This is a genomic window from Pararhizobium qamdonense (assembly GCF_029277445.1).
In the GTDB taxonomy this organism is placed as follows: Bacteria; Pseudomonadota; Alphaproteobacteria; order Rhizobiales; family Rhizobiaceae; genus Pararhizobium; species Pararhizobium qamdonense.
In genome coordinates this window covers 2,390,772-2,410,285 of the sequence record NZ_CP119566.1, presented here as the reverse complement: position 1 = coordinate 2,410,285, position 19,514 = coordinate 2,390,772, and the positions used below count along the sequence as shown (strand labels likewise).

The 19,514-nt window shown below is 59.8% G+C and carries 18 protein-coding genes; 3 read left to right on the top strand and 15 right to left on the bottom strand.

Annotated elements, in window-relative coordinates:
* Nucleotides 1-7: 7 nt before the first annotated feature.
* From PYR65_RS11575 to PYR65_RS11555, 5 genes are all read right to left on the bottom strand, one after another.
* Nucleotides 8-2,473, bottom strand: a complete 2,466-nt coding sequence (locus PYR65_RS11575) for a beta-mannosidase (RefSeq protein WP_276118083.1) — start codon at nucleotides 2,471-2,473, stop codon at nucleotides 8-10.
* A gap of 202 nt (nucleotides 2,474-2,675) precedes the next feature.
* Nucleotides 2,676-3,755: an ABC transporter ATP-binding protein gene (locus PYR65_RS11570; protein WP_276121042.1), complete on the bottom strand. Its 1,080-nt coding sequence runs from the start codon at nucleotides 3,753-3,755 to the stop codon at nucleotides 2,676-2,678.
* A gap of 10 nt (nucleotides 3,756-3,765) precedes the next feature.
* Nucleotides 3,766-4,692, bottom strand: a complete 927-nt coding sequence (locus PYR65_RS11565) for a carbohydrate ABC transporter permease (RefSeq protein WP_276121041.1) — start codon at nucleotides 4,690-4,692, stop codon at nucleotides 3,766-3,768.
* 7 nt (nucleotides 4,693-4,699) lie between these two features.
* Nucleotides 4,700-5,602: a carbohydrate ABC transporter permease gene (locus PYR65_RS11560; RefSeq protein WP_060640402.1), complete on the bottom strand. Its 903-nt coding sequence runs from the start codon at nucleotides 5,600-5,602 to the stop codon at nucleotides 4,700-4,702.
* A 118-nt stretch (nucleotides 5,603-5,720) separates the two neighbouring features.
* A complete protein-coding gene (locus tag PYR65_RS11555; RefSeq protein ID WP_276118082.1) occupies nucleotides 5,721-6,956 on the bottom strand; it encodes an ABC transporter substrate-binding protein in 1,236 nt (411 codons plus the stop codon).
* A gap of 493 nt (nucleotides 6,957-7,449) precedes the next feature.
* Here PYR65_RS11555 and PYR65_RS11550 point away from each other — a divergent pair, with 493 nt between their 5' ends.
* Nucleotides 7,450-8,478, top strand: a complete 1,029-nt coding sequence (locus PYR65_RS11550; protein ID WP_276118081.1) for a LacI family transcriptional regulator — start codon at nucleotides 7,450-7,452, stop codon at nucleotides 8,476-8,478.
* A gap of 75 nt (nucleotides 8,479-8,553) precedes the next feature.
* Here PYR65_RS11550 and gndA read toward each other — a convergent pair whose 3' ends face one another.
* Nucleotides 8,554-9,984 (bottom strand): NADP-dependent phosphogluconate dehydrogenase, encoded by a 1,431-nt coding sequence (gene gndA / locus PYR65_RS11545; RefSeq protein WP_276118080.1) that lies wholly within the window; start codon nucleotides 9,982-9,984, stop codon nucleotides 8,554-8,556.
* A gap of 268 nt (nucleotides 9,985-10,252) precedes the next feature.
* Here gndA and PYR65_RS11540 point away from each other — a divergent pair, with 268 nt between their 5' ends.
* Together PYR65_RS11540 and PYR65_RS11535 are read left to right on the top strand one after the other, a co-directional pair.
* Entirely contained in the window at nucleotides 10,253-10,651 is a 399-nt protein-coding gene (locus tag PYR65_RS11540; protein WP_276118079.1) for an SRPBCC family protein, read from the top strand.
* 20 nt (nucleotides 10,652-10,671) lie between these two features.
* Nucleotides 10,672-11,022 (top strand): VOC family protein, encoded by a 351-nt coding sequence (locus PYR65_RS11535; RefSeq protein ID WP_060640407.1) that lies wholly within the window; start codon nucleotides 10,672-10,674, stop codon nucleotides 11,020-11,022.
* A 46-nt stretch (nucleotides 11,023-11,068) separates the two neighbouring features.
* On the opposite strand, the gene PYR65_RS11530 is transcribed toward PYR65_RS11535, so the two are convergent.
* The 9 genes from PYR65_RS11530 to cbiB all read right to left on the bottom strand — a co-directional run bounded on the left by PYR65_RS11530 (nucleotide 11,069) and on the right by cbiB (nucleotide 19,503).
* Nucleotides 11,069-11,779 (bottom strand): PAS domain-containing protein, encoded by a 711-nt coding sequence (locus PYR65_RS11530; protein WP_276118078.1) that lies wholly within the window; start codon nucleotides 11,777-11,779, stop codon nucleotides 11,069-11,071.
* Nucleotides 11,780-12,176: 397 nt separating this feature from the next.
* Nucleotides 12,177-13,109 (bottom strand): lipid A biosynthesis lauroyl acyltransferase, encoded by a 933-nt coding sequence (locus tag PYR65_RS11525; protein ID WP_276118077.1) that lies wholly within the window; start codon nucleotides 13,107-13,109, stop codon nucleotides 12,177-12,179.
* Between the two features lie 11 nt (nucleotides 13,110-13,120).
* Entirely contained in the window at nucleotides 13,121-14,149 is a 1,029-nt protein-coding gene (locus PYR65_RS11520; protein ID WP_276118076.1) for a zinc-binding dehydrogenase, read from the bottom strand.
* Nucleotides 14,150-14,204: 55 nt separating this feature from the next.
* On the bottom strand, nucleotides 14,205-15,488 hold the full coding sequence (locus PYR65_RS11515) for a beta-ketoacyl-ACP synthase (RefSeq protein ID WP_276118075.1): 1,284 nt from the start codon (nucleotides 15,486-15,488) through the stop codon (nucleotides 14,205-14,207).
* Between the two features lie 12 nt (nucleotides 15,489-15,500).
* Nucleotides 15,501-16,706 carry a beta-ketoacyl-ACP synthase gene (locus PYR65_RS11510; protein ID WP_060640510.1) on the bottom strand — a complete coding sequence of 402 codons (1,206 nt, stop codon included), beginning with the start codon at nucleotides 16,704-16,706 and terminating at the stop codon, nucleotides 15,501-15,503.
* A 2-nt stretch (nucleotides 16,707-16,708) separates the two neighbouring features.
* The gene (locus PYR65_RS11505) at nucleotides 16,709-17,194 is read right to left on the bottom strand and encodes a 3-hydroxyacyl-ACP dehydratase FabZ family protein (protein WP_276118074.1); all 486 of its coding nucleotides are present in this window, start codon (nucleotides 17,192-17,194) and stop codon (nucleotides 16,709-16,711) included.
* A gap of 229 nt (nucleotides 17,195-17,423) precedes the next feature.
* Nucleotides 17,424-17,708 (bottom strand): acyl carrier protein, encoded by a 285-nt coding sequence (locus PYR65_RS11500; RefSeq protein ID WP_112834592.1) that lies wholly within the window; start codon nucleotides 17,706-17,708, stop codon nucleotides 17,424-17,426.
* A 234-nt stretch (nucleotides 17,709-17,942) separates the two neighbouring features.
* A complete protein-coding gene (locus PYR65_RS11495; protein WP_276118073.1) occupies nucleotides 17,943-18,371 on the bottom strand; it encodes a L,D-transpeptidase in 429 nt (142 codons plus the stop codon).
* 148 nt (nucleotides 18,372-18,519) lie between these two features.
* Nucleotides 18,520-19,503, bottom strand: a complete 984-nt coding sequence (cbiB, locus tag PYR65_RS11490) for an adenosylcobinamide-phosphate synthase CbiB (RefSeq protein ID WP_276118072.1) — start codon at nucleotides 19,501-19,503, stop codon at nucleotides 18,520-18,522.
* Nucleotides 19,504-19,514: the final 11 nt, after the last annotated feature.

Genomic DNA, 19,514 nt, shown 5'->3' with positions numbered 1-19,514 from the left:
TGGTCTCCTATCCGTTGCCCTGGCAGGACTGCAGGTCGTAGCCGGTAAAGACCGGCACGCTGCCTTCAGCCAGCGGCTGTCTGGGGGTGAAGCGGATGACGCGGCTTTCGCCAGCCGTCAGATCGAAGGCGTTGTCGGAATAACGGCCCTCGGCATCGGCTTCCATCATCACATGCAAGGCAAGGCCAGTGGCAGACACGGTAACCCCGAAGGAACCGTCGCCGGTTGGAATTGCCAAGATGGACAGGCCGGAGGGCTGCAGATCCAGCGCCTTGTAGGTGCCGGCAACATGATGCCCCTCGCCCCGCATGCCGTTTGAAGCTTCGAACGACCAGAACAGCACTTCGTCCTTTGGAATATCCGATGCCGTCATTGTCATCAGCGTTGCCGCGCGATCCGGGCTGCAGGTCCCGGCTGCGGCCATCAAAGGCCGTTTTTCGCCTGAGAGCGTCACAAGGAACGTTTGAAGCGCGACCGTGACCGGCGCTTGCGTGTCGTTGACCATGGAAAAGCTGATCGTCTTGCCGTCATCGGACGGGATCGCGGCAACGGTGACCGGCTGGAAGAACCGGCGGGTCATATAATGCATGGCCTTCCAGTTGCCGCCATAATCGAGGCTCGCCCATGAGGCGACCGGCCAGGTGTCGTTGAGCTGCCAGTAGAGCGTCCCCATGCAATGCGGTTTCAGCGACCGCCAGAAATCCACGGCGGTGCGGATCGCCAGCCCCTGCTGGATCTGACTGAGATAGACGAAATTGGAAAAATCCTTCGGGAACCGGAAATAACGGAACATGGTGGCGGCGATCCGCTCATTGCCACCGGCATTCTTCTGATGCGCTTCGATGACCGGCGAAGCGACGTTCAGGTCCTTCTGCCCGGCAAACTGCCGGATGACCGGCATCGAGGTGTAGGACTGGAAGCCAAATTCCGAGCAGAAACGCGGCCGCACGGTGCGGTAATTGTCGAACGACCTGTTCTCGTGCCAGACCGACCAGTAATGCATGTCGCCGGAGCCATCGGCATGCCAGGCATCGCCGAAATTGAGCGGCCCGACCGATGGGCTTGACGGCCACCAGATCGCCTCAGGGGCGGCCGCCTTGATACCCGTCTCGATCACCCGGTTGAGACGGTCATAGGAGACGAGATAGCGGTCACGATCCCTGCGGCTTTCCTCAAACCAGGTGAGCGCGCCGACCAGTTCGTTATCGCCGCACCACAGTACGATGGAGGGATGCGAGGACAGGCGCTTGACCTGATATGCGACCTCGGCTGCGACATTGTCGAGGAAATCCGGCGTCGAGGGATAGAGATTGCAGGCAAACATGAAGTCCTGCCAGACCATGATGCCCAGCCGGTCGCACAGATCATAGAACCAGTCCGGCTCGTAGAAGCCACCGCCCCAGATGCGGATCATGTTCATGTTGGCATCGACGGCCGATTGCAGCAGATCCTCGACGCCCGCCCGCGCCACCCGCGAGGCCAGCGCGTCGGCCGGGATCCAGTTGGCGCCACGGCAAAAGATTTCGCGGCCATTGACACGGAATGCAAACCGGCTGCCCGCCGCATCCGCGTCGGTCAGCAGTTCGACGGTGCGAAAGCCGATCTGACGGGAGACGGTTTCGCCCGGCAGCGAGACCGTCAGCACCGACACGGCCTGTTCGCCGCTGCCCGCCGGCCACCAGAGTTTCGGGTTTTCGACGGTCAAGATCTGGGTGATCCGCGTTTCACCGGCAGTGACCGTGCAGTCCAGCCGCTTTTGCTCGCCGTCCAGCGCGAGATCGAGGCCGATGGTGCCGGGCTCGGTTGCAGACAGCGTCACCGTCACATGAAGATCGATAGCACCGCCGACACGCGGCACCTGCCGCGTCGTCACATGCTCGATGCGCGCAACGGCAAATTTCTTGAGCGCGATCTCGCCATAGATGCCGAGCGGGGCAATGGCGATATTCCAGTCCCAACCGAAATGGCATTGCGGCTTGCGCAGCATGTTGCCATTGGCGATCGGCGAATTGCCGGTCGAATAGGGAATGTAGAATGGCTGGGCCGCCTGCCGCTCCACGCCCGCAGCAATTGCGGAATGAAGGACAATGCGCAGCTTGTTTTCGCCCTCGCTCAAGGCCCACGCAACATCCGGGCGGTAGCGCCGGAAGCAATTGTCGGCGGTGAGCACCAGCTGATCGTTGACATAGACATCGGCAACGGTGTCGAGGCTTTCGATGTCGAGATACCAGTTTCCGGGCAGATCAGCCGCGTCGAGATGAAACTGCCGTTCCAGCACCCAGTCCTTGTGCGCCACCCACTGCACATCGTCCTCGTTGCGCCCGGCATAGGGATCGGCAATCACGCCTGCCGCCTGCAGCGCGCTGTGGACATCCCCGGGAATGGCGATCGTCAACGCATGGCTGCCGTCGGACGCGGCAAGCTGCCAGTCGCCGGAGAGGTCGATGGCGGTGTTCTGGGTGAATGTGGTCATGCGAGACTATCCAATATATTTTCGTGTTCGGGGCTTTCACCCCCCCTCTGTCCCTCCGGGACATCTCCCCCTCAAGGGGGAGATTATCGCAACCGTCAGTGCCTCAACCGTAAGTGTGGCACGAATTCTCGGCTGATCTCCCCCCTTGAGGGGGAGATGTCCCGGAGGGACAGAGGGGGGTGAAAGCCTCCGCAAATACGGACTAAATCCTGTTCTCCGTCACGGCGTCGAACACCGAGGCCATCGACATGTCGAAGCTGAGTTTCACCGCCGTCCCCGGCGCATAGCGCCGCGCGCCGGCAATGCGTACCGAGATGGTCTGCCCGGCAAGCTTCAGCCACAGGAGATTGTCGGCCCCCATCGGTTCCTCGATATCGACGACCGCGTCATGGATCTCAGCACCCGGCTCATCCACCTTGACATGTTCCGGACGCACCCCGAGCACGACCTTGCGGCCGGCCTCCAAGGGCCCACGGGCCGGATAGGCATCCATGGCGAAATCGACCCCATTGATCTCGATGACCTTGCGCCCGTTCTTGTCCTTGATCTCGCCGCGAAAGAAATTCATCGAGGGCGAGCCGATGAAGCCGGCGACGAAGAGATTTTCCGGCATGTTGTAGATCGTCATCGGATCGGCCAGCTGCTGGATGACGCCGCTTTTCATCACCGCAATACGGTCGGCCAGCGTCAGTGCCTCGATCTGGTCATGGGTGACGTAGATCATCGTGTTCTTCAAGGACTGATGCAGCCGCTTGATTTCGACGCGCAGTTCCGAGCGCAGCTTGGCATCGAGATTGGACAGCGGCTCATCGAACAGGAAGACATCGACATCGCGCACCAAAGCCCGGCCGATGGCCACGCGCTGGCGCTGGCCGCCGGAGAGTTCCGAAGGCTTGCGTTTCAAGAGCGGCTGGATCTGCAGGATTTCGGCGGCGCGCGCCACCCGCTTGTCGATTTCCGCCTGCGGCAACTTGGCCACCTTCAGGCCGAAGGACAGATTGCCCTCCACCGTCATCTGCGGATAGAGCGCATAGGACTGAAACACCATGCCGATGCCGCGATCCTTCGGCTCTTCCCAGGTGACATTCTTGTCCTTGATGAAGATCTGGCCGCCGGTGACGTCGAGGAGCCCGGCGATGCAATTCAGAAGGGTCGATTTCCCGCAGCCGGACGAGCCGAGAAGCACCAGGAACTCGCCATCCCGGACATCAAGATTGAGGGTTTCGAGCACGGTGACGGCACCGAAGCTCAATGACAGATCCCTGACCGATACGCTGTTGATGGTCATGCAATTATCCTTTCACTGCGCCGGCGGCGATGCCACGGACGAAAAGCCGTCCGGAGACGAAATAGACGATCAACGGCACGGCGCCGGTCAGGATGGTGGCCGCCATGTTGACGTTGTATTCCTTCACGCCCTGGACCGAATTGACGATATTGTTGAGCTGGACGGTCATCGGATAATATTCCGGCCGGGTGAACACGACACCGAACAGGAAGTCGTTCCAGATCCCGGTGACCTGCAGGATCATCGCGACCACGAAGATCGGCAGCGACATCGGCAGCATGATCTTGAAATAGATCGTCCAGAACCCGGCGCCATCGACACGCGCCGCCTTGAACAGTTCCTCCGGCAACGAACTGAAATAGTTGCGGAACAGCAGCGTCAGGATCGGCATGCCGAAGATCGAATGCACGATGATCAGGCCGGTGAGCGAGCCGTAAAGCCCCAGTTCGCGCAGCACGATGACGATCGGATAGATCATCACCTGGTAAGGAATGAACGCTCCGACGATCAGGATGGTGAAGAACAGGTCTGCACCCTTGAACCGCCAGTTGGCCAGCGCATAGCCATTGATCGAGGCGATCGCGATGGAAAACAGCGTCGATGGGATGGTGATGCGCACCGAATTCCAGAACCCCCGCGACAGCCCGTCGCAGTTGAGCCCGGTGCAGGCGCTCGACCAGGCCTTCACCCAGGGCTCGAAGGTAATTTCCATCGGCGGCGAGAAGATATTCCCAAGCCGGATTTCCGGCATGCCCTTGAGCGAGGTAACGACCATGACGTAGAGCGGCAGCAGATAGTAAGCGGCCGCAAAAAGCAGCGCGCCATAGACCATGATGTTGCGCGGCGAAAGCATCGGGCGCGGCTTCCTGCCGCTTGGGCCGGGGGCCATTTTCGTGGTGGAACCGGCCTTTGAGGACGGATCGATAGGCATTGCGATATCAACCACGCTTGCGTCCTCCGAATTCGAGATAAGCCCAGGGAACGATGATGATGGCGACGGTGATCAGCATCATGGTCGAGGCGGCAAAGCCCTGGCCGAGATTTTGAGCCTGGAACATGTAGTCGTAGACGTATTTTGCCGGAACTTCCGAGGAGATGCCGGGCCCGCCGCTGGTCTGCGCCACGACGAGATCGTAGACGCGCACGATACCGCTGGCGATGATCACCAGCGTTGTGATGAAGACGGCACGCATCATCGGGATGATGATGAAGAGATAGGTCTTCCACATCGGGATGCCATCGACGCGCGCGGCCTTCCAGATGTCTTCGTCGATGCCGCGCAGACCGGCCAGCATCAGGCACATGACGAGGCCGGTGCCCTGCCAAAGCGCGGCAATCAGAATGCCGTAGATGACGATGCTGGGCGTATACAGCGGATCGAAGCTGAATGTCGTCCAGCCCAGCGAACGCACCACCGACTGGATGCCGAATTCAGGATTGAGGATCCATTGCCACACAAGTCCCGTGACGATGAAGGACAGGGCGAAAGGATAGAGGAAGATCGTCCGGAAGGTGTTTTCGAAACGGATCTTCTGATCCATCAGCGCTGCCAGCAGAAAGCCGATGACCAGGCTGAAGATCAGCGAGAAGACGCCGTAGATGGCAAGGTTCTGGATGGAGACGATCCAGCGCGGTGCGGCCCACAAACGCTCGTACTGATCGAGCCCGACGAAGGAGAGGCGCGGCAGGAGCTTGGAATTGGTGAAGGAATAAAACACCGTCCAGAGCGTGCCGCCGAGAAAGATGACGACGGCGGTGAGTATCATCGGAATTGAGGCAATCTTTGAATGGAGATTGCGCAGCAACTGGTTTGGCCGGCCGGCATTCGCTTGGCCCGTCATGGATCAACCCTCCCCTGGATCGTGGTTTTCGTGCGAGGATGAAGCGCAGGCAGGAGATGCCAGCTTGCTTCAGACCGGCCCCGCATTGCAGAGCCGGTCTTTCACAAAGACGTGCCGGTCAGTCGGCAGCGGCGATGATATCCACGAAGCGCTTCTGCGCATCTTCCGGCGTCATCGCCGGTGTGGCGAAGAACTCCGAGAAGAGATCCTCCATCTGCTTCTGGCTGTCTGCGGACACCAGCTGGTCGGTACTCACGACAACATTGCCCTTGGCGAGAATGTCGAGACCTTTTTTCATGCAGTCGTTGGCGGCCGCCAGATCGACGTCGCCGCGCACCGGCAGCGACCCCTTCTTCAGATTGAAGGCAACCTGCGTCTTCGGGTTCAGAAGCGTCGAGGCGAGCACTTCCTGCGCCTTCGATTTCTCCTCATCCTCCAGAAGCGGGAAATAGAAGGCATCGCCGCCCGTCGAGATGATCTCGTTCACGCCGAGGCCCGGCAGGCAGGTATAGTCGGTACCGGCCGTCTGGCCGGCGAGCTGAAATTCGCCCTGCGCCCAGTCGCCCATGATCTGGCCGCCGGCCTTGCCGGTGATGACCATGTTGGTGGCCTGGTTCCAATCCTGCACGTTGGTGCCCTTGGACAGGCGGCGCGCGTCGTCGGCAGCCTTGAAGACCTTGACCATCTCGGGACCGGCTGCGGCTTCCTCATCCTTGTCGGCAAAGACCTTCTGATAGACGTCCTTGCCGCCAATCGCGATCACCAGAACGCCGAAAGCGCCGTTTGCCTGCCAGGCCTGGCCACCGATGGCGAGCGGAACGATACCGGCCTTCTCCAGTGCGGGACCGGCAGCGACGAATTCGTCCCAGTTCTTCGGAATTTCGACGCCGGCCGTCTTGAAGGCGGCGTTGGACAGCCAGAGCCACTGCCAGGAATGAATATTGACCGGGGCGCAATAGATCTTTCCGTCGATCGTGCAGCTGTCGAGCAGGCTCAGCGGCTTGATGACGTCCTTCCAGTTTTCCTTGGTCGCAACATCGGTCAGGTCGCGCATGAGGCCGGCCTGCACCAGCTCTTCCGCCTGGCGGCCATGGTTGAACTGGGTGGCGCCCATCGGATCGCCGCCGGTGATGCGGCTGACCATGATCGGCCGCGCCGTGCCGCCGGAACCGGCGATGGCACCATCGACCCATTTATTGCCGGTGGCATCGAATGCCTTGGCGAGTTCAGCGACGGCAGCGGCTTCGCCTCCCGACGTCCACCAATGCGTTACTTCCAGATCGGCAGCGTTGGCGATGCCCAACGGCAAAACCACAGTCGCCGCCAATGCAGCAGCCAACAAACGCAATTTCATGAGTTTTCCTCCCTCACTGTAACGTTACCGTAAAAACTTAGTTCAATCGTTTTCCAGACGCAACCTCTACAACGCAAAATTCCGGTTAAAAATCTCCACACAATCCAGAGTGTAAATTTTCGCGACTGCAAAATAAACTCGGTTGAGGGCGCAAAACGAAAAAATAACCTTAAAAATTGCTGAAAATGCAGTTATTTGGCGATATTTTCGGGAATATGCAATAAACACCATCTGGAATAAGAGCCTCGCATCTGCAGTCGATTTTGGTGCGGCGCATCATTCAACCGTTCCGGGAGCAACTTTAGTGAGACGAAAAAAACCGCTCGACAACGCTACTGTATCGTTACAGATTTCGAGACAAGGGAAGAGATCAGGCCGTGGGTGCCTCCAGGTTGTGAATCGGATATAAGGCAAGGCAGGACCTTTTAAACTGCTGCAGGCAGGCTCCATCCTCGCGATGGAACGGTCTGAACATGGAAAGCGACGGACGGGAATGGACGACAAAAACAAAAGCCGGCAGGCGGCGCACCCGGCCTCGATGAATGATCGCCCCACCCTGAAGACAATCGCCTTCATGACCGGCCTTGGCATCACCACCGTATCGCGTGCGCTGAAGGATGCTCCCGATATTGGCGCTGAAACCAAGGAGCGCGTGCGCCTGGTTGCCAAACAGGTCGGGTATCAGCCCAACCGCGCCGGCGTCAGGCTGCGCACCGGCAAGACCAATGTGATCAGCCTTGTGCTCTCGCTTGAGGAAGAGGTGATGGGCCTGACCAGCCCGATCGTCGTCGGTATTTCCGAAATCCTGGCCTCGACGGGCTATCACCTCGTCATCACGCCATACCGCTTCTCCAAGGACGCGCTGGCGCCGGTGCGCTACGTGCTCGACACGGGCGCGGCCGACGGCGTGATCATCTCACGGACCGAACCGAACGACCCCCGGGTTGCCCTGATGATGGAGCGGAATTTTCCCTTCGCCACGCATGGGCGCACCGATATGGGGCTGACCCACCCCTATCATGACTTCGACAATGAAGGCTTTGCCTATGAGGCCGTGCGGCGCCTGGCCGAACTTGGGCGAAAGCGCATCGTCATCCTGCAGCCGCCGCAGCATCTGACCTTCCACCGGCATATGCGAAAGGGGTTTGACCGGGCCGTCCGCGATTTCGGGATCGAGGCCGTACCGTTCAATTCCGTCGATATCGACAATAGCCTGGTGGATATCCGCGCTGCTTTCGAAAGCCTGATGGGTGCGCCGGATGCGCCTGACGGCATCGTCTCCGGCTCCGGCGCAGGCTCGATCGCGGTCATTGCCGGTCTTGAAGCGGTCGGAAAACGGCTGAGGCATGATGTCGATATGGTCTCCAAAGTACCGAGCGATTTCCTGAGCTGGCTGCGGCCGGAAGTCATCACCGTGAACGAGGACATCCGCCATGCAGGCCGGGAACTGGCCAAGGCCGTGATTGCCCGCATTGCCGGCACGCCTGCGGAAGAATTGCAAAGCCTCAGCAAAGCTATTTAACTGAAGAGGTGCCATTGATAAGCCCGCGTGGACCACTCCACGCGGGCTTTGTTGTTTCAAGATAATGAAACGCGATCAGGCGATGAGGCCGCTGCCCCAGGGGCCATGGTGCGAATCGGCACCGTCGATACGGTCGAAACCGTGAGCGCCGAAGAAGTCGCGCTGCGCCTGGATGACGTTTGCCGTGCCGCGGCCGCGGCGGTAGCTGTCGAAATAGCCGAGTGCCGAGGCGAGCGCTGGAACCGGCAGGCCGCCGAGCACGGCTGCCGACACGACCCGGCGAAGCGCGCCGTCGGTTTCCTTGACCATGCCGGAGAAGGCCGGTGTCACGATCAGGTTGGCAACATTCGGGTCCTTGGTGAAGGCGGTGGTGATTTCGTCGAGGAAGGCCGAGCGGATGATGCAGCCGGCGCGCCAGATTTTGGCGATCGTCGGCATCGGCAGGTTCCAGTTGAACTCGCGCGACGCTTCGGCCATCACGGCAAAGCCCTGCGCATAGGCGCCGATCTTGGCGGCCAGCAGCGCGCTTTCCAGATCCTTGAGGAACGCAGTCTTGTCGGCAACGTTGAACTCACCGACAGCAGGCAGGCCCAGTACCTTTTCAGCCGCTTCGCGCTCGCCCTTCACCGACGAGATGCTGCGGGCAGCAACTGCGGCTTCAATCGCGGTCGCCGGAATGCCCATGTTCTGCGCCTCGATGACCGACCATTTGCCGGTGCCCTTCTGGCCGGCCTTGTCGAGGATGAGATCGACGATCGGCTTGCCGGTGATCGGATCGGCCGCTTTCAGCACCTTCTCGGTGATTTCGATCAGGTAGGAATTCAGGCGGCCCTTATTCCACTCGCCAAAGACCTCGCCGATTTCGGTGGCGCTCATCTTCAGGCCGTCGCGCAGGATGCCGTAGATTTCGGCGATCATCTGCATGTCGGCATATTCGATACCATTATGGATGGTCTTGACGAAATGGCCTGCGCCATTTTCGCCGAGCCAGGCAACGCAGGGATCGTCATTGTATTTCGCAGCGATCGAGGTCAGCACCTTTTCAACGCGCTTCCAGGAGTCCTCCTTGCCGCCGACCATGATCGACGGGCCGTGGCGGGCGCCCTCCTCGCCACCGGAAACGCCCATGCCGATAAAGGTCAGGCCGCTATCCTTCAGATTGTCGAAGCGGCGCATCGTATCGCGGAAATTGGCGTTGCCGGCATCGATCATGATGTCATTCTTCTCAAGATAGGGCTTGAGCAGTTCCATCTGCTGATCGACCGGCTCGCCGGCCTTGATCATGATGATAATCGGCCGTGGCGGGCGGATCGCTGCCACGAATTCCTCGATGGTCTCGCATGGCACGATCTGGCTCTGCAACGCGCCGGCTTCGGCATAGAACTTCCGCGTCACTTCCACGGTGCGGTTGAAGACTGCGATCGTGTTGCCCTTTTCGGCAATGTTGAGCGCCAGATTCGATCCCATAACGCCAAGACCGATAAGGCCGATTTCTGCCTGTGCCACGTATGTGCCTCCGTTGGACAGTGAAGGTGCCAAAGCCCGGCTGGGCGTGCGCACGGCTCCACCAGATTGAAGTTGCAGGGTGACTTTGCTCAGGCTCCAAGAGCCAGGCACGCCCCGCAGATGCTGAGGGAGTTTTGGCATTCAAATCGATTAACGACAAGTGATTGTTGTCGAAAGTGATATATTTCCGGTATGGCGCGGTCGTCTTTGACGCCTCAGTGCAGGCTGCAAAAACCAGACGGCAAATGATCTGAACGGAGGAAACAGCATGGCTGCAATGGACGCGAAAATCATCCATATCACCATCGAAAGACAGTGGCGCGACGTCTACGCGTTTGCGGCAAAGCCTGAAAATATGCCCCTCTGGGCATCAGGTTTGGCCGCCGGACTTGAGCCGGATGGCGAGGACTGGGTTGCGCATGGAGCACTCGGCAATGCCCGCATCCGCTTCACGCCTCTCAATGATTTCGGCGTGCTTGACCATCTCGTCACACTGGAAACAGGAGTTCAGGTGCACAACGCGCTTCGCGTCGTGGCGAACGGCAGCGGAGCGGAAGTCATGTTCACGCTGCTCAGGCAGCCTGCTATGAGCAAGGAACAGTTCGACGATGATGCCGCATGGGTCAAGAAGGACCTCATAGCATTGAAAGAACGATTGGAAGCATAGAGCCTCGTAGGAGAGACAGTATGGGACAGAAGGGCACGGACCGCCAGATCGACAATATCGAGTTCGCAGTTGCCGATATCGCTCGCTCGAAGGCGTTTTACGGCGGCGCCTTCGGATGGTCATTCACGGAATACGGGCCACAATATTGCGAATTCACCGACGGCCGCCTGACCGGCGGTTTGACCACGGGAACGGCAAGACCCGGCGGCCCCCTGATCATCCTCTATGCCGATGATCTTGCTGAAACCCAAGCGCGGCTGGAAGCGCTCGGCGCCCGCATCACGGTCGAAACCTTTTCCTTCCCCGGCGGGAGACGGTTTCAGTTCCAGGATCCGGATGGTTACGAATTGGCTGTGTGGTCAGACAAATAGTCTTCAGAGGACATCGCGCGAGGGCAAGCGCCCTCGCCTCTCACGCTCAGGCCGCAATCGAACGGCGGCGGTCGGCGATTTCCTGCAATACCAGGATGGCGCCGATGACCTTGCCCGTGCCGGACATGCACGGTGTCATCCGGCAGCGGACCACCACGGTGCGGTTTCCAACATCCTTGGCGAAGGTATAGTCCACCAGTTCGCCGGAAAAACACCTGTCGAGATTGGGCTTCACCCGCTGCTCGAACCGCTGGATGCCGACGAACTCGACAATATGGCGTCCAACGAGATCCATCGGACGCTCTTCGAGGCGCGCTGCGTTGAGGGGATTGCTGTACAGATAGCGATAATCCGGCGTGATCACCGCAACCCGGTCCGGCAAACAGTCAAGGATGGCCTCGTTGAGAAACCCTTCGTCGGCCCGGCCCTTGAGGGCCACAACCGGAGCCGGCGATTTCCAGGATTGTCCGGCAATCTCGTTGCTGCCGGTGGAGAAATAGCGGTCGGCCAGCGTCTGCAGGGCCTCGCGCTGACGCAAAACGCTCGAGACGTCGTCGGCTTCCTTGCGCAGGAGGTCGAGGACGAACTGGAACTGCATGCGCGCGTCGTGGACGTTCCCGGCCTTTTCCTCATAGATCGCCGTCAGAACCGGATCGATCTCGCGATCCAGAATGCTGATCAGCAGATCATCGCCGGATTTCACCGCATATTGCAGCTGAGAATATTTGAACCAGAAGAGCTCGATCAGTGCCTTCAATTTCCACCCCACTCCCCACTCAATCCTCCATTTGAGCCAGAACGGCTCGGAAAATTGAACGCAATCAAAAATCAAATCGATTGAAGGCGCTATTTTTACAGACCCGAAGCGCTTGCAATCGTCCTATAGTAATATTCGAAGTTTACACCCAAAATTGTCCGGTTCAACACCCGAAAATTGACCTGAAACGTTTCCGGTGAAGATATTTTAGATGATTTATATAAAATGTCCGGTAAGGGGCAGCGATTTTATGCAACCGGAGCTGCCATCGGCATTCCCGGATCATCCACGGCGTCATAAATGTGCCGATTCCCACGCACAATGCCAGGAAGCCGCGTGGTCCCCTGCGGGATGTGAACACCGCCCCTCCAGGCGTCTCAAATGCGCGGGGTGATGCTTAGTCGTTCAGGGATTTCTTGATGTGCCAGCGGTCGTGATACCAGAGCCATTGTCCCGGATATTCGCGCACCCAGCTTTCCACCTTGTCATTCAACAGCTGCGCCGTTGCATTGACATCGACATTGCCGTTGGGCATGCGCGGGATTTCGATCGCAGGCTCCAGCTCCAGGCGGAAGCGGCCATCCGGCAGGCGGATCGAGCGGGCGGGATAGACCTCGCAGTTGAACTGCCGCACCAGCTTGGCCAAAAGCGGATTGGTGCGCACGTCGCGGCCGAAGAATTTCGTCATCAAGCCCTTGCGGAATTTCTGATCGACGAGAACGCCGACAGCCCCGCCCGCCTCCAGCCTGCGCGCCAGTGTGAACGAAGAGCCCGCATGCGACGGAACCAGATTTCCCATGCGCTGCTTGCGGAAATCGAAAACCTTTTCGGCCACATAAGGGTTGTTCGGCGGGCGGAAAAGAACCGTCACATCCAGCCCGAACGCCGCACTTGCCACCGGCAACAGCTCGAAATTGCCGGTATGGGCGGTAAACACGATGAAGGGACGCGGATTGTCGCGCAGTTCCAGGAACAGGGGAATCCCTGAAACCTCGATCCGGCCGGGCACCGGATTTTCCGGATCGAAATCGAAGATCTCGTCCAGAAACACATATTCGGCGGCAAGCCGGCCGATGCTGCTCCAGCTTTCCAGCGCGATGGCCTCGATCTCCGCCTCGCTCTTTTCCGGAAAGGCATTGCGAAGATTGGTCATCGTCAGCGTGTGGCGCCGCTTCAGTTTCGGCCCCAGCCAACCGGTGAAGCGCGCGGAAAATTCGATGGCGCCTCTCGCCGGAAACAGCTTGAGCAGACCCAAAAGCAGAAAGACGAACTGGGCGATCGACCACTGGCGAAAACGCAGCAGGGACAGAACCAGGCGTGTGATCAGCATGCGCACGGTGTTCAGTCCATCCGCAGAATGATTTTGCCGAAGACCTGGCGTGTTTCCATGCGCTCCAGAGCCTTGTCGATGTCGCCAAAGCCGACTTCGGTATCGATAACGGGGTGAACGAGCCCGCGCGCCATCTTCTGCATGGCGTTGGCCATGTTCTCCATCCGGCAGCCGAACGAGCCGAACAGCTTCAGCTGCTGCTGGAACAGCATCATCAGGTTCATTTCGGTGGAAACGCCGGAGGTCGAGCCGCAGGTGACCAGACGGCCGCCGCGCTTCAGGACGAACATGGACGCTGCAAACGTATCCTTGCCGACATGTTCGAAGACGACATCGACGCCCTTCTTCTTGGTCAGCTTGCGGGTCACGCCCTCGAAACGGTCCTTGCGGTAGTTGATGACATGATCGGCGCCAAGGGCCTTCGCCTTTTCGATCTTGTCGTCGGATCCAACGGTGGTGATCACCGTGCAGCCGATCTTCTTGGCAAGCTGGATCGCCGCCGAGCCAATGCCGGAGCCGCCAGCGTGAATGAGAATGGTTTCGCCGGGCTCAAGCTTGGCATTGTCGAACAGCATGTGCTCAACAGTGCCGAAGGTCACCGGAGCGACGGCAGCAGCAACCGCATCGACGCCCGGAGGAGCCGGAACGAGCAGGCGCGCTGGAAGATTGACCTTTTCCTGCGCAAAGCCATCGAGATGGAAGCCATGCACGCCGCCGACATGTTCGCACAGGTTGTCGCGGCCTTCGCGGCACGGACGGCAAAGGCCGCAGGTGCGCGCGCCGTAGATCGACACGAGCTGTCCCGGCAGGATGTTGGAGACGCCCGGACCGATCTGATCGACCACGCCGGAAGCTTCCGCGCCGATCACCAGCGGCATCTTGCGCTTCGCAAACGCCATGCCGCGCCAGCCCCAGACATCGATATGATTGAGCGCGACGGCCTTGACGCGAAGGGTGACTTCACCGGGACCCGGCGCGTCCGGCTCGGGCAGATCGGTGATTTCCAGCTTGCGGTCATCGACCAGTTGCAAAGCGCGCATGATATAAGTCCTTGAACCCGAGGCATATGTGCCTCGAAAAAAATGTGACGTCCGATTAGGCCGGTTCTGCGGCCATGACAAGGCTGGCATTCTGGCCGCCGAAGCCGAAGGAGTTCGACAGGACGGCGTTAACCTGCGTGTCCCGCTTCACATTCGGCACGACATCGAGAACGATGGACGGATCGGGGTTCTGATAGTTGATCGTCGGCGGCACGGTGCCGGTGAGAATCGTCTGCAGCGAAAACACCGCCTCGACGGCGCCTGCTGCCGTCAATGTATGGCCGATCATCGACTTGTTCGACGAGACCGGAATGGACGGCAAGGCGTCGCCGAATACTGACAGCATGGCGCCATATTCCATCTTGTCGTTTTCGGGCGTCGAAGTGCCGTGCGCATTGATATAGCCGATATCGCCTTCGCTCAGCCCGGCATCGGCAAGTGCAGCGCGGATCGTCGCGATCGCCGGGCCGCCATCGGGCGAAGACCGCGTGCGGTGGAACGAATCGGCCTTTTCGCCGCAGCCCTTCAGGATGCCGTAGATTTTTGCGCCGCGCGCGACCGCCGCTTCCAGCGATTCCAGCACCAGCGTCGCCGCACCTTCGGCAATGACGAAGCCGTCGCGATCCTTGGAAAACGGCTTGGAGGCGCGCTCGGCCGGGTCGTTCTGGGTCGATAGAGCCGACAGGAGGGCAAATCGGATCAGCGCCTCGGCACTGACCGAACCGTCGGTGGCGACGGTGAGCGCCCGGTCGGTGCGGCCCTGGCGGATCGCTTCGACACCCAGCTGGATCGCCGTTGCGCCCGATGCGCAGGCCGTCGACAGCGTCACCGGCAGTCCGCGCGTGCCAAACCTGTCGGACAGGCGCTCGGAGATTGCCCCGAACAGGGCGGCCTCGTGGAACACCGGATCGGCCCGCTCGCGCATGGCGGCGAGAAAACGGTCATAGGCGTCGCCCGGCTTCTGCGATGGCGGCGAACGGTCGGCGAGCTCGAAACGGGCGCTCCATTCCGGCTCGATCGGCGGCGCTGCCAAAAACAGAGGGCCGTTGAAATCGCCGGAAATTCCCGCCTGCGCCAAGGCTTCCGCCGTGGTCTCGCGGGCAAACGCATAGGAGCGCTCAACGGCGTTTTCCGCGGGCAAATCAATGAAATCGACGGTTCCGCTGATTCGGGTCGAGAGGCCTTCCGTCGGGAAGCGGGTGATCTTGTGGATGCCGGAGACACCGGAGGTCAACGCCTTCCAGTTATCCTCGACGCCTTGACCGAGCGAAGTGATGACACCCATGCCGGTGACGGCGATCAGCGGGCGGCCGAGATGATCCTTGTAAGCGCTGGTCATATCTACCGCTCCTTATTCTTCTGCCGAAAGCACGGCAATGCCTTCGCCGCGCGCATGGCCGATCGTGGTGACGATGGCCGTCTTAGCTGGTTGTTCCATGGCGGTCTCTGCACCCGGATCGAATGGCGGCACCTTGGCACCCGCGCCGAGCGACAGCGCGGCAAACGCCAGGCCCAGCGGAAACTGGGATTCCAGACCGTGGCCGACGAGCCCGCTATAGGCGCGCACGGCAGCCTTGGGAAACTGCGCATCGAGAAACGCCTTTTCACGCGCCGTCAGGTCCGGAAAGCCGGTCGCGCCGGAAAAAATCACCGTGCGCGCCGGATCGGCGTCTGCGGCAGGAGCCGTGAGGTATTGCAGGCGCTGCTCAAGACGGTCGCCCTCGCGGCTGCCGCGATCGCCGCCAACGGCATCGATCGTTGCGTAGATACGGGCATTGCGGGCCTCGGCATGCGCGCGCGATTCCAGCATCAGGAACGCGCCGACCGAACCCGTGATCATGCCGCCGCCATCTTCCGGCTTGCGCGACCAGATCGGGTAATGGGCACCCAGCGCATGACCCTGGATCGCTTCGATCAACAGGATCATGTCGAGACGTTCAGCCGAGAACGCACCGCCAACCAACGTATGGGTCGATTGTCCGGCCTTGATGCGGGCAAAGGCGGTTTCGATCGCCGAAATGCCGGCGCCCTCTTCGCCCATAAAGGTCCGCGAGGAACCGGTGACCTTGTGCACGATGGAGATATTGCCGGCCATCAGGTTTGAAAGCTGGGCCAGAAACAGCGTCGGGCGAAGTTCGGTCGTCAGTTTCTCGTTGAGAAGCTGTTCGCGATCGTTGCGCTTCAAGGCTTCATCGACGATCAGCGAATCGACATTGATATCGCGCTCGCCGCCACCGGCCGCCACGATCATGTCCATGCTGCCGCAGGCCTCCAGATCGTCCTTGAAACCGGCATCATCGAGCGCAAGGCCGGCGCTGAAAACGCCGAGCCGTTGCCAGTTTTCCATCTGCCGCTGGTCGCCGCGCTTGGAAATCTGCTGCGACCAGTCGATATCAGGCAGCGTATGCACAGGATACGGCGCGAAACGCTCGGTATCGACGCGCACGGCCGGGGTTTCTGCAGCGGTCAGAAATGCCGTGTGCACGTCCGCGCCAACACCCTGGCTGGTGACAATGCCGACACCGGTGATCACAACATCATTGGCGGATTTGCTCATCGTCATTCCCCCGTCGCAACTGACGCCGCAATCGCGGCCATCAGCCCCACTTCTTGAGCCCGCTTCTTGACGACCGGGCCGAGCGGCACCTGATCGAACGGCATGGTGCGCAACTTCAATTGCGCATCGCAGACTTTCTTGCCCTGCGAGGTGATCTTGGCTTTCACCACAGCAAAGCCGGAACCGTCATGTTCCAGGAAGGCCTCGATATCGAGCACCGCTTCCGGCTCGACAAACGTGCGCATCTTGGCGCTATCGACCGACATCAGGAACGGCATGGCGGCGAAATCGGTGGCAGCCAGCACCAGAAAGCCGCAGGCCTGCGCCATCGTCTCGATCAAAAGAACACCGGGAACCAGCGGGTAACCGGGAAAATGGCCCTCAAAGACGGGGCTTTTAGCCGGCACCACAGACCGCGCCGTCAGCGTCTTGGCATTGAGATCGACCGTTTCGACCCGATCGATCATCTGAAAATATTCAAGGAGCATCAGGAGCAAATCCAGCTTGGCCCGGAGCGCGGCGCTTTAGAAACGGCGCCTGAACGATTCCGGATTTCAAATTCGCGCATGATCCCGTCCGGACAGCGTCCGGTATCGCGATCATCCGACCGTCAAGTAAAAACGCAAATGCCGCCTGTCAAGCGCGGTCCACGCGACAGGCGGCATTGATGGGTGGTTCATGCACGGGATCGCGCGCTGAAAACGCGCAATATCGTCATCAGCCCTTGGCGGCTTTCAGTTCGTCGATCTTGGCGCAGAGGTTCTTCAGGACGAAATATTCCTCCGTCGAAACCTTGCCTTCGTTGACTTCCTGGGTCCACTGCTCAAGCGGGATCTTGATGCCGAATTCCTTGTCGATCGCAAAGACGATGTCGAGGAAGTCCAGGCTGTCGATGCCGAGATCGTCGATGGTGTGGCTTTCCGGCGTAATCGTCTCGCGATCGATTTCGCTCGTTTCCGCAATGATGTCGGCAACCTTGTCGAATGTAGCTGTCACGCGCATACCTCTTTAGAATACATGTTTTGGCGAACCTATAGGTAAATGCGGCTGAAAAGCCAATGGCCTTGGGCTCAAGAGTTGCATTTATGGCGGCGGTGTTGCGCAAACATCAAGTTCGCCCTGAAATACACGGTCTCAAAGCCCCGTTGAGGTGCGGATCAAGCTCGCCATGCTCCAGTTGGCAGCGCGGTTGGCGATGCCGCAGCGCTGTTAGCGATGCCGCAAGACTCACCCCAATCAGCGGCTGACGACGATCTGGGTGTTCTTCAGTCCGTATTCCCGTGCCAGCGAAAAGAATTCGGCAGCGTTTTCCGGATGCAGGCGGATGCAGCCATGCGAGGCGGGGCGGCCAAGGCGCTTCAAGTCGAATGTCGCGTGAACGGCGTAACCGCCGTTGAAAAACACCGCATAAGGCATGGGCGCATTGTCATATTTGCGTGAGCGGTGGTCTCTCGACAGCCACTTGGCGCTCCAGCTTCCCTGCGGCGTGACATAGCCTTTGCGGGCGGTGGAAACCTTCCACCGATACCGCACGAAACCATTCTGCGACACAGTCATGGTCTGAGAAGAAAGGCTCACTCTCGCAACAAGATTGGCGGCAAAGGCCGCCGGCGCATGAAATTGCATCAATAAGACGGCCAAACAGGCCACGAAGACTGTACGCATGAAAGCTCTCTCCGAAAAATACGCCGATTTTTACTGGTGTCCCCAACGGCACAGACTTTACAGCCTTTGACATGATAGACGTTTAAGACAATTGGAAAATTCTGCGTTAACGCCGGCGCATTCAATTTTATCGCGGGGAGTAGAAAGCTCAGACTATACTGAAAAGAAGCGCCGTTATGCCCACCAAGACTGTCAGCGAACCGCAGGCGCGGTAGAACACGGAAACGCCCGTCTCGACATCGGCGACTGTTGCCACGGCCCTGCCCGCTCCATTGATCATCGGCTCACTCACCAAAGCCCCGCCATAGATTCTGGGTCCTGCCAGTTGCACATCGAGTGCCCCCGCCATTGCAGCTTCCGGCCAGCCGGAATTGGGCGAACGATGCAATCCATGATCGCGCAATGCGACGCCAACGGCATTGCTTGCCGCGCGCCGGCCGCTCGTCAGGACGGCCCCGGCAGCAATCAAAAGGATCGACAGCCGGGCTGCAGGGATATTGGCGAGATCGTCGAGACGGGCCGAAGCCCAGCCGAAATGCAGATATTTTGGGCTCTTGTGACCGATCATCGAATCGGCGGTGTTGAGCATCTTGTAGGCAAGCACGCCCGGCAGGCCGAGCAGCGCATACCAGAATGCCGGAGCGACCACCCCGTCGGAAAAATTCTCAGCCAGGCTTTCAATCGCGGCACGGCACACGGCCGGCTCGTCCAAAGTCTGCGGATCGCGCCCGACGATCATCGACACGGCGCTCCGGCCACCCTCAAGCCCGCCGCTGCGAAGACCGGTTGCCACCCGCGACACGTGATCGGCAAGGCTTTTCTGGGCAAGAAAAATGGCAACGACAACGGCTTCAAGCAACCAGCCGAATAGTCCCACCTGCATGAACACACGGTGCAGCAGCCAGCCGCAGAACAGGCTCCACAACAGCAAACCTGCGATGACCAGAACACCGCTGATCCGCAGGGCATCCTCTCCCAGACGCTTGCGGTTGAACGTTCGGTCGCACCAGCCGATCATCGCCCCGAAAAGAACGACCGGATGCGGCATCCGCCGCCAGAGCCAATCGGGATCGCCAATGATCCGGTCGAGCAGCAGGGCGGCGATCAGGACGAGCAGAATTCCGGTCGACATTAGAGGGTCCG

What these genes read in the sequence shown, in the direction of transcription:
- PYR65_RS11525 (WP_276118077.1), bottom strand. Translation starts at nt 13,109, where the DNA reads ATGCTGATCACACGCCTGGTTCTGTCCCTGCTGCGTTTTCGCCAGTGG.
- PYR65_RS11515 (WP_276118075.1), bottom strand. Translation starts at nt 15,488, where the DNA reads ATGACCAGCGCTTACAAGGATCATCTCGGCCGCCCGCTGATCGCCGTC.
- PYR65_RS11565 (WP_276121041.1), bottom strand. Translation starts at nt 4,692, where the DNA reads ATGCCTATCGATCCGTCCTCAAAGGCCGGTTCCACCACGAAAATGGCC.
- PYR65_RS11535 (WP_060640407.1), top strand. Translation starts at nt 10,672, where the DNA reads ATGGGACAGAAGGGCACGGACCGCCAGATCGACAATATCGAGTTCGCA.
- PYR65_RS11505 (WP_276118074.1), bottom strand. Translation starts at nt 17,194, where the DNA reads ATGCTCCTTGAATATTTTCAGATGATCGATCGGGTCGAAACGGTCGAT.
- PYR65_RS11575 (WP_276118083.1), bottom strand. Translation starts at nt 2,473, where the DNA reads ATGACCACATTCACCCAGAACACCGCCATCGACCTCTCCGGCGACTGG.
- PYR65_RS11555 (WP_276118082.1), bottom strand. Translation starts at nt 6,956, where the DNA reads ATGAAATTGCGTTTGTTGGCTGCTGCATTGGCGGCGACTGTGGTTTTG.
- PYR65_RS11560 (WP_060640402.1), bottom strand. Translation starts at nt 5,602, where the DNA reads ATGACGGGCCAAGCGAATGCCGGCCGGCCAAACCAGTTGCTGCGCAAT.
- PYR65_RS11510 (WP_060640510.1), bottom strand. Translation starts at nt 16,706, where the DNA reads ATGAGCAAATCCGCCAATGATGTTGTGATCACCGGTGTCGGCATTGTC.
- PYR65_RS11500 (WP_112834592.1), bottom strand. Translation starts at nt 17,708, where the DNA reads ATGCGCGTGACAGCTACATTCGACAAGGTTGCCGACATCATTGCGGAA.
- PYR65_RS11550 (WP_276118081.1), top strand. Translation starts at nt 7,450, where the DNA reads ATGGACGACAAAAACAAAAGCCGGCAGGCGGCGCACCCGGCCTCGATG.
- cbiB (WP_276118072.1), bottom strand. Translation starts at nt 19,503, where the DNA reads ATGTCGACCGGAATTCTGCTCGTCCTGATCGCCGCCCTGCTGCTCGAC.
- PYR65_RS11520 (WP_276118076.1), bottom strand. Translation starts at nt 14,149, where the DNA reads ATGCGCGCTTTGCAACTGGTCGATGACCGCAAGCTGGAAATCACCGAT.
- PYR65_RS11540 (WP_276118079.1), top strand. Translation starts at nt 10,253, where the DNA reads ATGGCTGCAATGGACGCGAAAATCATCCATATCACCATCGAAAGACAG.
- PYR65_RS11495 (WP_276118073.1), bottom strand. Translation starts at nt 18,371, where the DNA reads ATGCGTACAGTCTTCGTGGCCTGTTTGGCCGTCTTATTGATGCAATTT.